This is a genomic window from Ruegeria sp. CDSB113, assembly GCF_059611045.1.
In genome coordinates, this window is the sequence record NZ_JBXWOU010000001.1 from 832,179 (window position 1) to 847,660 (window position 15,482).

Here is a 15,482-nt window from a genome sequence, read left to right on the forward strand (position 1 = left end):
AACACCCCCTTTGTCTTGCCTCGGCAGAATTCCCCGCATATACGCGCGTTCATGCTTGATACCGCCTCGAACCAACCCGTTTTGCCGCCCGAGATCGCCCGGCGCCGGACATTCGCCATCATCTCGCACCCGGATGCGGGCAAAACGACGCTGACTGAAAAGTTCCTGTTGTACGGGGGCGCTATTCAGATGGCCGGTCAGGTGCGCGCCAAGGGCGAAGCCCGGCGCACCCGTTCCGACTTTATGCAGATGGAGAAGGATCGCGGTATCTCGGTTTCCGCATCGGCGATGTCCTTTGACTATGACACTTTCAGGTTCAATCTGGTGGATACGCCCGGTCACTCAGACTTTTCCGAGGATACCTATCGCACACTGACAGCCGTGGACGCCGCCGTGATGGTGATCGACGGCGCGAAAGGCGTGGAAAGCCAGACGCAGAAACTGTTCGAGGTTTGCCGCCTGCGTGACCTCCCGATCCTGACCTTCTGTAACAAGATGGACCGCGAAAGCCGCGATACGTTCGAGATTATCGACGAAATTCAGGAAATGCTGGCCATCGACGTCACCCCTGCTGCCTGGCCCATCGGCGTGGGCCGCGATTTCATCGGCTGCTATGACATGCTGCGCGATCGGTTGGAATTGATGGACCGCGCCGACCGTAACAAGGTGGCTGAAAGCATCGAGATCAACGGGCTGGACGACCCGAAACTGGCCGAACACGTGCCCGAGCACCTGTTGGAAAAGTTCCTTGAAGAGGTTGAGATGGCCCGCGAGCTGCTGCCCGCCATGGACCCGCAGGCGGTGCTTGAGGGGCATATGACCCCGATCTGGTTCGGGTCGGCCATCAACTCGTTCGGTGTCAAAGAACTGATGGAGGGCATCGGCGCTTATGGCCCGCAGCCGCAGATCCAGTCTGCCGAACCGCGTCAAATCGCACCGGATGAAAAGAAGGTCGCCGGATTTGTCTTCAAGGTCCAGGCAAATATGGACCCAAAGCACCGCGACCGCGTTGCCTTTGTCCGTATGGCATCGGGCCATTTCAAGCGTGGTATGAAGTTGACTCATGTGCGGTCGAAAAAGCCGATGGCGATTTCGAACCCTGTGCTGTTTCTGGCGTCCGACCGTGAATTGGCCGAAGAGGCCTGGGCCGGTGATATCATCGGTATCCCCAACCACGGGCAATTGCGCATCGGCGACACGCTAACCGAGGGCGAAGCGATCCGGGTGACCGGCATCCCGTCCTTCGCGCCGGAACTGCTGCAAACAGTGCGCCCAGGCGATCCGATGAAGGCCAAGCATCTGGAAAAGGCGCTTATGCAATTCGCCGAAGAAGGCGCGGCCAAGGTGTTCAAACCCTCAATCGGTTCGGGCTTTATTGTGGGCGTCGTGGGTGCGTTGCAATTCGAAGTGCTCGCCAGCCGGATTGAGATGGAGTACGGCCTGCCCGTGCGCTTTGAGGCGTCGCAATTCACCTCGGCCCGCTGGGTCAGCGGCGACAAGGCCGAGGTCGAGAAGTTCGTCGACGCCAACAAGCAGCATATCGCCCATGATCATGACGGCGATATCGTTTATCTGACGCGCCTGCAGTGGGACATCGACCGGGTCGTCCGCGACTACCCCGAACTGAACCTGACGGCCACGAAAGAGATGATGGCGTGATGGCACGGGCCGAAAGCACGAATGGATGATGATCTAACGTATTCGGGTGGCTTGCCCGCCCTGCAAGACAGGTTCGAAAGGCGACGGGCGCCTTTCGACTTCTCGGACGAGGTACTGCCGGCAGAAGATGTCGATCTGACCCATTTGACGCGTCAGATTGTTCCTGAAAGCGCAACACGGCTGCAACCCGGTCAGGCGGATACATCCTGGACGCGCAAACGCCGACACATCGCGCAGGAATTCGTCGGAAAATCTGAACTGGCGTTTCTGAACGCGCAGCTTATCTCGAACCTGCGAAAGCGATCCTGGCCGAACCACGCCCCCGCCTTGTTTTGCCGGTTGTGGGCCGAGCATTCGGATCATCTGTTGCAACAGCTTGATCTGCGTTGGCAGGTGTCGTCAATTCAGACATTTGCCGATCACGGTGCCACACCCACACAACGTGAAGTCGGGCACGCAATGCGTATGCTGTTCGGCCTTATGAAACTTTACGAATTTGAGCGTTTGTTTTCCGGCCATTCGCCCAATCAACCCCATTCATTCAGGCGCAAAGCAAATGCTGAACTGCCACTGGAGATGAACGGTTTCTCGCTCGAGAATGGCGGGTTGGAAGTCAACATCCTGACTCCGGTCTGGACGCAGGCGCTGACGGACGACACGATTGCCCCCCTCGCCGATCATCTGTTCAAGGCTTTGAACTGCGATCCCGGCACAGTGTTCCGGCGTTTGGTCAAGATGAGTGAGACTCGTGCAACGCGTAGGAAAGCTCGCGAATGACGACCTGGGGTATCGTGTCCATGGTCCGCGGGCCGACCGAAAACATATTGAGGTTCGCGGCCCATCACCTCGATCTGGGTGCGGACTATCTGTACATCTATCTGGACGAACCCAATCATGAGGCGCACCAGACGCTGAGGAAACACCCGAAAGTCAGGGCGCGAATCTGTGATGATGCCTTTTGGGAGAATCGCAAACGTGACCGCCCGGACCGCCATCAGGTTCGCCAGACGCTTCATGCCACATTCGCCTATCGCAACACCGAACTGGACTGGCTGGCCCATATCGACGTGGATGAGTTTCTGTGGTCCTCAAAACCAATCCGGGAGCAGTTGCAATCCGTCCCTTCCGAAACCCCTGCCGTTCGCGTCCGCCCGATGGAGGAAATGGCAGGCGGCGAGGATCTGTTTAAGGCGTATATCCCCAGCGGCCCGGACCGCTCGGCCATGGTGCAGTCGATCTATCCCAATTATGGCGGCTTTGTTCTGGGCGGGTTTCTCAGCCACGTTCAAGGTAAGCTGTTCGTCCGCACAGGCATGGAAAAGCTGAACTTTCGCATCCACAACGTATTTCAAAACAAAGAACCTTTGCCGTGCAAATTTGAACTGCCGGGGTTAGAGCTGTGTCATCGCCATGCCCCGGATTGGGACCACTGGCTTGCCCACTATCAATTTCGGATGGCGCGCGGGTCCTATCAACCCGGCATGTCCCCGAACGTTCCCCGCGAACTGGGCGGTCTGAACAAGAATGAGCTGTTCAACTGGATCGAGACAGAACAGGGCCAGGACGGCTTGCGTGCGTTCTACGACGAAATCAACGGTGCCGATCCCGACGTGCGCGCACGTCTCGAAGAATATGGGTTGATCCGGCACAGACCGCTGGATCTGGACGCGAAAGTTGCGAAACACTTTCCCGGAAGTTGCTGAATTGTTGCGGAAAACCAGCAGTGGGCGCTAGCGACGTCAGGTTAAGGGCTCTTCATTTGACCCTGCCCCATGATTTTGTTATGTCCGCGCAAAGCCGCAATGCGCCCGACAGCGTATGGCCATCCGGGCCCGGCATTCCATTGACGCGCGGGCTAGGTCTAGTGTCCGCATGAACCGGACATACATGACAAAATTCAACGAACTGAACCTGAACCCGAAGGTCCTCAAAGCCATTGAGGAAGCCGGATACGAAACGCCCACGCCAATTCAGGAAGGCGCGATACCCGCTGCCCTTGAAGGTCGTGATGTTCTGGGCATTGCTCAGACCGGTACCGGCAAGACGGCCAGCTTTACGCTGCCGATGATCACCTTGCTGGCCCGTGGGCGCGCCCGTGCACGGATGCCGCGCTCGCTGGTGCTGTGCCCGACCCGGGAACTGGCCGCGCAAGTGGCCGAGAATTTCGACACCTACGCCAAGCACCTGAAACTGACCAAAGCGCTGCTGATCGGCGGCGTCAGCTTCAAAGAACAGGACGCGTTGATCGACCGGGGCGTTGACGTCCTGATCGCCACGCCGGGTCGCCTGCTGGACCATTTCGAACGCGGCAAGCTTCTTTTGACCGGTGTTCAGATCATGGTTGTCGACGAAGCTGACCGGATGCTGGACATGGGGTTCATCCCCGATATCGAACGCATCTTCTCGCTGACGCCGTTCACGCGCCAGACCTTGTTCTTCTCGGCCACTATGGCCCCCGAGATTGAGCGGATCACCGACACCTTCCTGTCTGCACCCACGCGGGTCGAGGTTGCGCGTCAAGCCACCGCTTCGGAAACTATTGAACAGGGCGTTGTCATGTTCAAAGGCGGTCGTCGGGATCGTGAGGCCAGCCAGAAACGCAATGTCCTGCGGGCGCTGATCGACGCTGAAGGCGAGAAGTGCACCAACGCCATCATCTTCTGCAACCGCAAGACCGATGTGGATATCTGCGCCAAGTCTCTCAAGAAATACGGCTATGACGCCGCCGCTATCCACGGCGATCTGGATCAATCCCAGCGCACGAAAACACTCGACGGCTTCCGGGACGGGTCTTTGCGCCTACTCGTGGCCTCGGACGTGGCCGCGCGCGGATTGGATGTGCCATCCGTCAGCCATGTGATCAATTTCGACGTCCCCGGCCACCCCGAGGATTACGTCCACCGCATTGGCCGCACCGGTCGCGCCGGGCGTGAGGGCAAGGCGATCACGATCTGCTCTTCCCGCGATGAAAAGGCGCTGGCGGCGGTGGAGAAGTTGATTCAGAAGGAAATTCCCCGCCTGAACAACCCGATTGAGGCGGATGATTCCAAAGCCGATACCCCAAAAACCGAGAATCAGCCCAAAGCGGCGGACACCAAAAAGTCCGATCGGCGCAAAAGCGAGCCACGCACGGAAAGAGAGCCTCGTAAGGATAGAGAACCGCGCAAGGATAGAGAGCCCCGTAAGGACAAAGAGTCCAAAGGTCGCGGCCGCAGAGACGACAGGGGCCCTGCAGTTGTCGGCATGGGCGATCACCTGCCCAGCTTCATCGCCCTCAGCTTTGACGAGCGCCGCGCAGGCTAAATCGTAAGCACCAGTGCCAGTATCGAGGCACCAAGCAACGTCATCCCGGCGATCTCGCGCCGGGTGATTCTTTCGCGGAAAAACAAGATCGAGGCGAACAGGCTGAAGATCAGCTCGACCTGCCCCAGAGCTTTGACATAGGCCGCGTTTTGCAGCGTGAAGGCAAAAAACCAGCAGAACGAACCGCATAGACTGGTTAGCCCGACAAAAACGCCCGTTCGGCGTGTGTCCCAAACTGCGTGCAGCTCAGCCCGGTCGCGCCACAGCAACCACAGCCCCATGCTGAGGAATTGGAACGAAACCACCACTGCCAAAGTGACCAGCGCCCGGAACCAGGCGTCTAAATCCCCAAGCTCCAACGAGGCACCGCGATAGCTGACGGATGAGAAAGCAAACAAAACGCCCGAACCCAGCCCAAGGCGCGATGCGCGGTTGGTGAGGTGTGCCCACCAAGCCCCTTCTCCACCAGGACTTTTCGACAACAGCAAGACAGCCACCAGTCCCAGAACAATCGCAAACAACGCACCCGAGGACACCTGATCGCCCAAGACCAGAAATCCGACGATGGCGGTTTGGATAACTTCAGTCTTCTTGAATGTAATGCCGACGGCAAAATTGCGTTGTTTGAACAAGGCCACCACGCAGATGGTCGCCAATATCTGCGTTGTCCCGCCGATCACTGCAAACAACCAGAAACGCCCCGTCAGGGTCGGCAGGCTGAAACCAGTCAACTGCATCGCCATGAACAGGCCTAGAACGGCCAGTGGCATGGAATAGGCAAACCGCGCAAAAGTCGCGCCGGCTGCCGAAAGTTTCACGGTGCTCAGCGACTTTTGCAGCATGAACCGCACGGTCTGAAATGCCGCGGCGGCGATGGTGATGGGAATCCACAAACTCATGGATTCCCTTGTGTCGTCAAATCAACCCTTTGGCCAGAGTGGATGCTCGACCGGGTCCTTAGCACGCCAGAAATAAGATCGGAAAATCTGCCCGTAAGACCGATAGACATAAGCATCGTTGCTGGCCAGATAGCGGTCTTTCCCTGCACGATAAAGCGCAGGCAACCGGTACCACGGAGCGCCGGGATTCATGTGATGAACGACGTGCAGATTGTTGTTCAGAAACAAAAAAGCCAATAACCCTCGATCTTCGACGATGACCGTTCGGGCACTGGAGTTTTCGTGCGCTCGGTGTTCAAGAAACGTCCGGATCTTGACCAGGCCCAAACCAATGTAAGCAGACAGAACAAAGGCCCATACAGGCATTGGAGACCCATTAACCACCCACAAAACCGCGGCCACCCCAATCAGGTGCAGCCCCCATGCCAACAGTACGGCTCTGTCTCCGCGTTTGGCGCCACGCAACTCATCCCGGAAGAAGATATACTGACCAATCGCCGGGCCTACCACCATACGCCCGAGCAACGTGTTGTTCGCCCTCAAGAGCCGCTTTTGCCAGCTTTTGAGCGTATTCCAAACCTTCGGGTCCAGATAGTTCGACTCGGGGTCGTCATAGGGGTCAGTCAGCGTCGAATCCCTGTGATGCGCCAGATGCAGATCGCGGAACCGGTTGTACGGAATGAACAAGGTCAGAGGCAGCGCCATCAGCGCCTCGTTCACCCAGCGCGTACGGAACGGGTGCCCGTGCAGCGCCTCATGGGTCAGCGATGAATGCAACGCTGCGACCAAGCCCATGGCGGGGATGGCCAGCCAGACGGGAAGTGTGAATATCACCGCCAGCCACGCCGCATAGCACACAATGATCAGGGCAAAGGTGCCCCACTCGGGACCCGGCCGCTCAGACATTTCGGCCCCATGTGATGCCTGCCCAGAAGCGCTCATAAATCACGTACATCGTCAGGCCGATGCCCGTGTTCACAATCGCCAACGTCCCGCCAACTGCAGCAGAGCCTGTCGCGATAAGACCCACCAGCGTCATCATGACCAGGCCCATCGCATTCCACACCACAGCCTTCACGACCGATCTTCGTCGCGTTTCCATTCCGTCACCCATATTATTGTTATGTTTTAAGAATTACGGATCGCGGCCGAGTTGAAAATTCTGAATATGATTAACAAAACTCATCACTCATGATATAAATCATCATATGACGGATAAATTAGACAAACGAGATCGCGCTGCGCAGTTTCGCCAACGCCTTGCCCGCGCGATGGAAGAACGTGACATCAGCCAAAGCGCGCTGGCCCGGGATATCGGTGTCGACCGATCAACCGTATCCCAACTTTTGACTGGTGAAGGTGCGCGTCTGCCCAACGCGCATGTCGTTGGCAGCTGCGCCACAGCGCTTGGTGTTTCGGCTGACTGGCTGCTGAGCTTATCGGATCGGCCAGAAAGCGCTGCAGAGCTTCTGGCGCTTTCTCTGAGTATGACCAAGGCGCCCCGCGCGCTGGTCGATGAGCGCATCTTTGAATGGCACAAAGAGGCGGCTGGCTACAAGGTTCGCTATGTACCTGCCACACTGCCCGACATGCTGAAAACCCGCGCCGTACTAGAGTGGGAATACGCCCCGCATCTGGGGCGAACGGCGGATCAGGCCATCGGCGCGTCAGAAGACCGGCTGACGTGGATGCGCAGCGCGCAATCAGATTATGAGATCGCCATGCCACTGTATGAGATCGACAGTTTTGCCCGCGCGACCGGATACTACGAAGGCCTGTGCCCGAAAATCAGGATGGATCAGATCGACCACCTGTTAGAGCTGAGCGACCAGCTTTATCCCCGCATGCGCATCTATCTGTTTGATGCCAAACGCCTCTACTCTGCGCCCGTCACGATTTTTGGCCCGCTGCTGTGTGTGTTCTACGCGGGCAGTCACTATATGGCCTTTCGGGACCGCGACAGGATCGAAGTTTTTTCCCGTCATTTCGATACGTTGGTGCGCGAAGCGGATGTGACGGCGCGGGACTTCCCCGATCATCTCAGACAACTGCGATCAACGATTTCCGCCTGATAACGGCCTCATAGATGCGTAAGCGACCAAGGTGTGATATCGTCACTTGGCGCGAACTTTCGAGCGATCCGATCACAGACGGAGGACCATAGGAATGGACGCACTAAAAACCGCTCAATACGCACGGGCGCTTTATTCCGCCCACGGAGATCAGGCCGAGGCGGAAGCCGCGCAGAAGATGCGCGAATGCAAAGACGCCGGGAACATGCAGCAAGCCCGCGACTGGCAGGCGGTTCGTCAGAGCATCCGCCAGATTCGCGGACCCAATCAGGGTTAGATTTTCGGGTCGGGGTTGACGGTGTGCCCATCGACGGCAATCACCTGCCCCGACACCAGCCGCGCCGCATCCGATGCAAGGAACACGGCCATATTGGCGATGTCGTGACCTTCGACAAAGCGGCCCATTGAGGTGCCGGAGGCATAACCCTCATAGACCTGATCACGTGTCATGCCCTTGGCGTCGGCTTCTCGCTGCAGCACGCCTTCCATCCGTGGGCCTTCTACTGAGCCAGGGCAGATGACATTGCACCGCACGCCATGCGCGCCAAGCTCCATCGCCAGGGTCTTGGCCAGACCGATCATACCCCACTTCGCCGCAGCATAAGGCGCGCGATTTGGGTATCCGTATTGGCCAGCCGTCGAAGACGTAATGACCACCGCGCCACTGCCCTGACGTTTCAGGATTGGAGCGGCGTGTTTGGCGCACAGAAAGGCACCCTCCAGATTTACTGCAAGGCACATGCGCCAATCGTCCAAGGCAACGTCTTCAACCGAAGCGGTTGGTCCCGCGATTCCTGCGTTTGCGCACAGGGTGTCCAAACCACCCCATTCCGCCTCGATGTCTTGGAACAAGGTGGCCACGGCATTCTCGTCCGCGACGTTCGCCTCGGACCGCCGCCAATGGGCCGGACAATCTGACAGCGCCTTCGGGTTGACGTCAGCCACCCAGACCTGCGCACCAGCTGCGTCAAAGGCTTCGGCCATGGCGCGGCCAACGCCCGAGGCGCCAGCCGTTATCAGAACGCGCCCACTCATGCCGGTTTGCGGATCGCAGCACCCGCACCTTCAGGATAAGGCAATCCAGCCTGAGCTTCGGCGATCCGGGCCATAGCGTCTTCGATCTCTGCCGAAGGTGCGCTCGGGCGACGGGTTTCCAGACTGACATGCAGCAGGAAGCTTTCGCCCGTGGCCAAAAGCTTGTCACCTTCGTACATGGAATGGAACACGTGCAGTTTCTTGCCCTGCCCCAACAGCATCTGCGTACGCACTTCGATCTTGGCACCCGCGTGGACTTCGTCGATATAGCGGATATGGTTTTCTGCGGTGAAGTAACTGCCGCCCGAGGAGATGTAATCCGCATCACACCCCATGATCTCCATGAAACGGTCGGTCGCCGCGGCGAAGGCCTCAAGGTAACGCGCCTCGTTCATGTGACCGTTATAGTCGGTCCAGTCCAACGGCACCGCGCGTGACATGGTCAGAATTGGCTGGCTCAGATCAGCCTGATCCATCGTCGGCAAAGCACCCGGTTTCAGCGCCGCGTCATGCTGGTTCAGAACAGCACCGGCCCCATAATCCTGCGCCTTGAGCGCCCGCATCATCCCAACGAGGTTATTGTCGCGAATACGCTCCAATTCTCGGATCGAGTGCATGCCCGATTGTGCGTCAGACTGATCCGCGATCATGTCGACCAGCTCATCGGTGAACTCGGGCACATCCATCAGCTTGGTCCAGGGCCATTGCAACGCAGGTCCGAACTGCGCCATAAAATGCCGCATCCCCGCCTCGCCACCGGCCACGCGGTAGGTCTCGAACAGACCCATCTGTGCCCAGCGAATACCAAAGCCCATGCGAATTGCTTCGTCGATCTCTTCAGTCGTTGCGATGCCGTCCTTGACCAGCCACAGCGCCTCGCGCCAGACGGCTTCAAGGAACCGGTCAGCAATATGCGCGTCGATCTCTTTTTTGACATGCAGAGGGAAGAAACCCACCGATTTCAACAGGTCCTTCGCGCGGTCGACCATCTCGGGCGTGTTTTTGTCGGTCGGCACCAGTTCGATCAGCGGCAGCAGGTAGACCGGGTTGAACGGGTGTGTCACCACGATTTGTTCAGGGCGCAACGCGCCTTCCTGCAGCTCGGACGGTTTGAACCCGCTGGTTGACGACCCGATGATCGCCTCCGGATTGCAGGCCTCTTGCAAGCTTTTGTAAACCTTCAGCTTCAGATCCAGCCGTTCGGGCACGCTTTCCTGAATCCAGGTGACGCCTTGCACGGCGTCAGTCAGATCATCGTGGAAGGTAAGCGCGCCCTCAGACGGCAAAAGCACATCACTCAACCCCGGCAGAGACCGGCGCGCGTTATCGAGCACCTCGCCAATCTTGCGCTCGGCCTCAGGGTCCGGATCAAAAACCCGAACGTCCCAACCGTTAAGCAAGAACCGCCCGGCCCACCCGCCACCGATTACACCACCACCGATGATTGCTGCTGTTTGTGTCATTTCTTTTCCTAGTCGATACAGATCACCAGCTCGCGTCCCGTCTCATCCAGATGAGGAATGCACCCGAACTGCGGCGTGACCGCGCTGCATTGTTTGGTCTCGGACAGGCAAAAGCCTTGACAGTCCGAAGCTTTTTCACAGGTCTTGCCCGCATCTGCCAACGGCAGAACGCACACATATTGCTGGGCCTTGCCTGCAACCTCGTAGACACCACCTTTGGCTTCGCAAGCCTGCCTCCCATTGTTCACAGAAGCCGCCTCCGCCTTTTCATCCGCCGGAAGGCAAGCTGCCATAAGCCCCGCTCCAACGACAGCCAGACACCGCAACATCACTTTCATGAGTCTCATTCCCTCAGTTGATGCCCCGGTGTCATGGCAAGGCGAACTTCCTACAAGGAGAAAATTCAGCCCTTAGGTGCCCGCTTCACCAACCCCAACTTCTCACGCACTTCCTGCGCGCCGATCACCCGCGCACCCATGTTTGAAACGATAGTGTTCGCTCGCTCAACCAACTGCCAGTTTTCGGCCAGAACGCCTTTGTCGAGAAACAAGTTGTCCTCAAGCCCAACGCGCACATTGCCGCCCGCCAGCACCGAAGCCGACGCATATGCCATCTGGTTCCGTCCCAGCGCGAATGCGCTGAAGGTCCAGTCATCAGGCACGTTGTTCACCATCGCCATAAAGGTGTTCAGATCATCCGGAGCACCCCACGACACGCCCATGCACAGCTGAACCAGTGCCGGGCTGTCCAGAACGCCGTCCTTCACCAGTTGCTTGGCGTACCACAGGTGACCGGTATCAAAGGCCTCGATCTCGGGCTTCACGCCCAGATGCGTCATCATCCGGCCCATCGCCTGTAGCATGCCCGGCGTGTTGGTCATGACATAGTCAGCTTCGGCAAAGTTCATGGTGCCACAGTCCAAGGTGCAGATTTCGGGCAGACATTCAGCCACATGTTCGACCCGAGCCGCCGCGCCGATCATATCCGTGCCATCTTCGTTCAGCGGCAGCGGAGATTCAGTCGGGCCAAAAATCATGTCGCCGCCCATCCCGGCGGTCAGGTTCAAAACCACGTCGACCTCGGCCTCGCGAATGCGGTCCGTTACCTCGCGGTACAGATCCAGACGGCGGCTCGGCGCACCAGTTTCCGGATCGCGCACGTGGCAATGCACGATGGCCGCCCCGGCCTTGGCCGCGGCGATCGCACTTTCGGCGATTTGCTTTGGCGAACGCGGCACATGCGGGCTGCGATCCTGTGTTCCGCCCGAGCCGGTGACAGCGCAGGTGATGAAGACTTCGCGGTTCATTTCCAGTGGCATGGTGTTTTCCCCAACTTATACCCGGTTTGACCTAAGTTATCCTCAGGCTTCTCCCCGGATTCCGATTTGCGTTCATCCCCGACTCTGGCGCAGCTTTATGGAAACAACTTGCCAGAATGCGAATCGAACTTGATGAAATCCGCAAAAAACATATTGCAGCCCGAACATCGCGCCCTGAAAACGGCCGTGCTGGTTCTGGATGAATGCAACACGCTCAGCTTTGCCTCGGCCGTTGATCCGATGCGCGCCGCCAACCGTCTGGCGGACCGCCCGGCCTTTGACTGGGATTATGTGACGGCCACAGCGGAACCGGCGATGCTGACCAGTGCCCTAAATGTTCCGGGCACACCGCTGGCGCGGCTGCAGGGCTGCGACCTGATGATTGTCATCGCGGGATTCCAGCTGGCCCGCCACGCCACACCCAGCCTGCTCGCCGGTCTGCGCCGCATTGCAGGCACCGGGGCCACCATGGCCGGCATTGATGGCGGCCCCTGGCTATTGGCCGAAGCCGGCCTGCTCAACGGCCACTCCGCCACTACGCACTGGGAAGACCTGGACAATTTCGCGACCCGCTTCCCCGAGGTCGATGTGCGCCCCGACCGGTTCACTGTTTCCGGCAACCGCCTGACCTCTGGTGGCGCAATCCCGGCGGTTGAGATGATGCTGCACATCATCGCCGCGCGCCACGGCGCTGGCTTTGCTGCCCGCGTGTCCGGCCTGTTCCTCTACGAGGGCGCACCAAGCCCGACAAAACCACAAAGCCGCACAGGCGCGCCGCATCGCCATACCGCTCTGACAGCAAAGGCGAATTCGCTCATGGAAAGGTCTCTTGAGGACCCGCTTCCCCTGGCCGACATCGCCGACACCTTGGGCACCAGCCCGCGTACCCTGCAACAGCAGTTCCGCCTGCGCCTGAACACGACGCCGCAGGATCACTACCTGCAACTGCGCCTGGCCGAAGCCCGGCGCCTTGTTGCCGACACCGACATGCCACTGATGGACGTGGCACTCGCCACAGGCTTTGCCTCACAATCCAGCTTTGCCCGTGCCTTCCGCACCGCTCACGGTCTGTCGGCCAGAGACCTCCGTCAGGACCGGATCCAGCCCACACATCACTGACCGGATCCGCTTCATCTGGCTAAAAATATCCCGGCGGAGTCGCGCAAAGAGCGACGGATGCAGAGCCCCCTAGAACGGCATCGGATGCGCGCGATGCGCGGCACTGATATCCGCCAGGACATCATCCGCCAACACCACCTCCGTGCCCCCCAGAATATGGGCCAGCTGCGAAATTGTGGTCGCGCCAAAAATAGCAGACATCATGAACGGGCGTGTCCGGCACCATGCCAGCGCCATATGCACCGGATCCAGGCCATGCCGCTGCGCGATCTCCAGATAGGCATCGACGGCCCCAAACACACGCTCGTACTTTCGCCCACCCATGGTCGGAACAAGATCCATGCGCGAGCCCTTAGGCACCGCTCCGCCCTGATATTTGCCCGTCAGAAACCCTGCCGCCAACGGAGAAAACGCCATCAGGCCGACATCCTCGTGCACGCTTAGCTCGGCCATATCGGTGTCGAAGTGGCGGCACAGCAGAGAATATTCATTCTGGACCGAAGCGACCCGTGGCGCGCCTATCTGTTCGGCCAGCCGCAGCCATTGCGTGGTGCCCCATGCGCTTTCATTCGACAGGCCGAACGCGCGGATATTGCCCTTATCGACTTGCTGTTGCAGAGCGACAAGGCACTCCTCCATATTCTCCAGTACCTCATCGGTGTTATGACCAGACGGCGCATAGTCCCAGTTCTGCCGAAACATGTAGCTGCCGCGATTGGGCCAGTGAAACTGATACAGATCGATGCAATCCGTCTGCAATCGACGCAGAGACCCCTCGATCGCTTCGGGAATCGTTTGCGCAGAAATTGGTGCCCCGTCGCGGGCATGCGCGAAACCTGCACCGGAGTGTTTGGTCGCCAGAATATACTCCGCCCGCCGCGCAGGGTTCACCGCGTTCCAGTTGCCCAGGATTTCTTCGGTCCGCCCCACGGTCTCTTTCAAGACCGGGTTCACCGGGTACATCTCAGCCGCGTCAACGAAATTGATCCCAGCCTCCAGCGCCATGTCGATCTGGGTGTGTGCATCCGCTTCAGAGGTCTGCGTCCCAAACGTCATGGTGCCAAGGCACAGATCCGTCACTTCAATACCAGTGCGCCCCAATGGGTTCTTTTTCATCTCAAAATCCTTCTGCTCGCAACGCCGCGCACCCTAAAGCAGAGAACCGTCAGAGCAAGGGTGCAGGCGATCAATTCCGGTGCAACAAGGGGTTGGGCTTATTCAAACCTCTCTGCAAAAAGCGGAATAAAGCCAAACGCAGCACACGGCGTTTCTGCCCCCTGTGATACGGGTATCCATGCCGATTCCAGCGAATGCGCTTTCCTTTCAAAGTTTTGGTCCGCCATGCGGACCAATGCTTCCGGTCACTGCAGCTGCGCCAATGCCGGCTTTAGGTTGCTCGTGAGGTTCCGCTGAAATGAGAATTCCAAACCTCTCGTCGAACCTCATCTCTGGCCTCGTATGCCGCTATTGCTTCGTCTAGATCATCTGGTTCAAGCGCGTCCTCACCTCTGGCGATCCGCGTGACTTGCATCGTGTACCATGCAGTCACACCGCCTTCCGGAGGGTTTTTGAAACGTGGGAATTGCGGCTCGTCGCGTTGATCGGAAAGCCAAAATGATGGCAATTCTGGATCAACGACCAATGCGCGCGCCAATCCAACGAGATCGGCTTTTCCCTCTGCAATGGCGCTTTTGGCGTGTGCAAGCGTCTTGAAACCGCCCGTCACCATAAAGGGAATGTTCGTTTTCGCACGCGCACGCGCAGCAAAATCTAGAAAATAGGCGCCGGAACCCGCACGATCCGATGATGACGCAGCACCCGGAAAATATGTGCCACCGCTGACATCAATCAGATCAATTGTTGTTTTGTCTAATGCCGCAATGACCTCAAGAGATTCATCTTCAGCGAAGCCGCCTTCAAGTTGATCTGTAGCGTTCAATTTAATGCCCACAGGGAAATCCGGGCCAACGGCATCGCGCACGGCGCTAATCACTTCCAGCAGCAGTCTCATCCGGTTTTGCAATGAACCGCCATAGGCATCTTCGCGTTTGTTGAATAGCGGAGACAGAAACTGATTAAGTAAGAATCCATGGGCCGCATGCAACTCAACGCCACCGAACCCGAGCTGCTTGGCAAGGTTTGCCGTGCGTGCAAATTCGGCCGGTAGCGCATGGATCTCATCCAAGGACAGCGCGTCGCATTTCAGACCGGGCAAATCAAGTCTACTCGGACCTTTCGGCGAGCTGATCGGAGCATCCGCCATCGCACCTGCATGTCCAAGTTGCGGCCACAAATGAGCGTCGTTGGTTGCCCCTGCCTGTGCAAGTTTTCTTAGAAATGCGAAATCGGATTGATCGTTCAAAACCAAATTGCCGGGCTTCTCTGCAAAATGAGGTGTGCCCTGCACTTCGCCAATGATCGACAGGGCGAGGCCGCCAGTTGCCCAACGCTCATAGAGCTTGATTTGATCATCACTTGGATTGCCTTTGCCGTCACCAAGCGAGTCAGACATCGCCGATTTAGCAATTCGGTTTTTAAGAGTTACGCCGCAGGGCAGAATGAGCGGCTGGCGCAAGAGAGACTGGGTTCTATTGGACATTTGGTTCCTCAAACT

General features: G+C 58.2%; 16 protein-coding genes. 7 read left to right on the forward strand and 9 right to left on the reverse strand.

What is annotated here, in order from left to right; genetic code table 11:
- The first annotated feature begins 51 nt into the window (after positions 1 to 51).
- From AC2FIS_RS04170 to AC2FIS_RS04185, 4 genes are all read left to right on the forward strand, one after another.
- Positions 52 to 1,659 carry a peptide chain release factor 3 gene (locus tag AC2FIS_RS04170; protein ID WP_496772052.1) on the forward strand — a complete coding sequence of 536 codons (1,608 nt, stop codon included), beginning with the start codon at positions 52 to 54 and terminating at the stop codon, positions 1,657 to 1,659.
- A 21-nt stretch (positions 1,660 to 1,680) separates the two neighbouring features.
- On the forward strand, positions 1,681 to 2,436 hold the full coding sequence (locus AC2FIS_RS04175; protein WP_496772053.1) for a hypothetical protein: 756 nt from the start codon (positions 1,681 to 1,683) through the stop codon (positions 2,434 to 2,436).
- Positions 2,433 to 3,362, forward strand: coding sequence for a glycosyltransferase family 2 protein (locus AC2FIS_RS04180; protein ID WP_496772054.1), 930 nt, complete (start codon positions 2,433 to 2,435; stop codon positions 3,360 to 3,362). The genes AC2FIS_RS04175 and AC2FIS_RS04180 overlap by 4 nt, the downstream gene beginning before the upstream one ends.
- A 184-nt stretch (positions 3,363 to 3,546) precedes the next feature.
- Entirely contained in the window at positions 3,547 to 4,962 is a 1,416-nt protein-coding gene (locus tag AC2FIS_RS04185; protein WP_496721663.1) for a DEAD/DEAH box helicase, read from the forward strand.
- Here AC2FIS_RS04185 and AC2FIS_RS04190 read toward each other — a convergent pair.
- The 3 genes from AC2FIS_RS04190 to AC2FIS_RS04200 are packed head-to-tail and all read right to left on the reverse strand — an operon-like array spanning position 4,959 to position 6,963.
- The gene (locus tag AC2FIS_RS04190; RefSeq protein WP_496772055.1) at positions 4,959 to 5,861 is read right to left on the reverse strand and encodes an EamA family transporter; all 903 of its coding nucleotides are present in this window, start codon (positions 5,859 to 5,861) and stop codon (positions 4,959 to 4,961) included. The two genes, AC2FIS_RS04185 and AC2FIS_RS04190, sit on opposite strands and share 4 nt — an antisense overlap.
- Positions 5,862 to 5,882: 21 nt before the next feature.
- Positions 5,883 to 6,767 (reverse strand): fatty acid desaturase, encoded by an 885-nt coding sequence (locus AC2FIS_RS04195; RefSeq protein ID WP_496772056.1) that lies wholly within the window; start codon positions 6,765 to 6,767, stop codon positions 5,883 to 5,885.
- Entirely contained in the window at positions 6,760 to 6,963 is a 204-nt protein-coding gene (locus AC2FIS_RS04200; RefSeq protein ID WP_496772057.1) for a DUF2061 domain-containing protein, read from the reverse strand. Before AC2FIS_RS04200 ends, AC2FIS_RS04195 begins: the two co-directional genes overlap by 8 nt.
- Before the next feature lie 106 nt (positions 6,964 to 7,069).
- Here AC2FIS_RS04200 and AC2FIS_RS04205 point away from each other — a divergent pair, with 106 nt between their 5' ends.
- Complete coding sequence (locus AC2FIS_RS04205; protein ID WP_058271837.1) at positions 7,070 to 7,933, forward strand: helix-turn-helix domain-containing protein; 864 nt, start codon at positions 7,070 to 7,072, stop codon at positions 7,931 to 7,933.
- Between the two features lie 94 nt (positions 7,934 to 8,027).
- Positions 8,028 to 8,210 (forward strand): hypothetical protein, encoded by a 183-nt coding sequence (locus AC2FIS_RS04210; protein ID WP_058271838.1) that lies wholly within the window; start codon positions 8,028 to 8,030, stop codon positions 8,208 to 8,210.
- Here AC2FIS_RS04210 and AC2FIS_RS04215 read toward each other — a convergent pair.
- From AC2FIS_RS04215 to bcoG, 4 genes are all read right to left on the reverse strand, one after another.
- Positions 8,207 to 8,968: an SDR family oxidoreductase gene (locus tag AC2FIS_RS04215; RefSeq protein ID WP_496772058.1), complete on the reverse strand. Its 762-nt coding sequence runs from the start codon at positions 8,966 to 8,968 to the stop codon at positions 8,207 to 8,209. The two genes, AC2FIS_RS04210 and AC2FIS_RS04215, sit on opposite strands and share 4 nt — an antisense overlap.
- On the reverse strand, positions 8,965 to 10,431 hold the full coding sequence (locus tag AC2FIS_RS04220) for a carnitine 3-dehydrogenase (RefSeq protein ID WP_496772059.1): 1,467 nt from the start codon (positions 10,429 to 10,431) through the stop codon (positions 8,965 to 8,967). The genes AC2FIS_RS04215 and AC2FIS_RS04220 overlap by 4 nt, the downstream gene beginning before the upstream one ends.
- Positions 10,432 to 10,439: 8 nt before the next feature.
- Positions 10,440 to 10,769 (reverse strand): hypothetical protein, encoded by a 330-nt coding sequence (locus AC2FIS_RS04225; protein ID WP_496772060.1) that lies wholly within the window; start codon positions 10,767 to 10,769, stop codon positions 10,440 to 10,442.
- A gap of 65 nt (positions 10,770 to 10,834) precedes the next feature.
- Complete coding sequence (bcoG, locus tag AC2FIS_RS04230; protein ID WP_496772061.1) at positions 10,835 to 11,749, reverse strand: 3-dehydrocarnitine:acetyl-CoA trimethylamine transferase BcoG; 915 nt, start codon at positions 11,747 to 11,749, stop codon at positions 10,835 to 10,837.
- Between the two features lie 132 nt (positions 11,750 to 11,881).
- Between bcoG and AC2FIS_RS04235 the strand changes: the two genes are divergently transcribed.
- Complete coding sequence (locus AC2FIS_RS04235; protein ID WP_496772062.1) at positions 11,882 to 12,868, forward strand: GlxA family transcriptional regulator; 987 nt, start codon at positions 11,882 to 11,884, stop codon at positions 12,866 to 12,868.
- Between the two features lie 69 nt (positions 12,869 to 12,937).
- Here AC2FIS_RS04235 and AC2FIS_RS04240 read toward each other — a convergent pair whose 3' ends face one another.
- Both AC2FIS_RS04240 and AC2FIS_RS04245 read right to left on the reverse strand, forming a co-directional pair.
- Complete coding sequence (locus tag AC2FIS_RS04240) at positions 12,938 to 13,984, reverse strand: aldo/keto reductase (protein ID WP_496772063.1); 1,047 nt, start codon at positions 13,982 to 13,984, stop codon at positions 12,938 to 12,940.
- A 271-nt stretch (positions 13,985 to 14,255) separates the two neighbouring features.
- Entirely contained in the window at positions 14,256 to 15,467 is a 1,212-nt protein-coding gene (locus tag AC2FIS_RS04245) for an NADH:flavin oxidoreductase/NADH oxidase family protein (protein ID WP_496772064.1), read from the reverse strand.
- Positions 15,468 to 15,482: the final 15 nt, after the last annotated feature.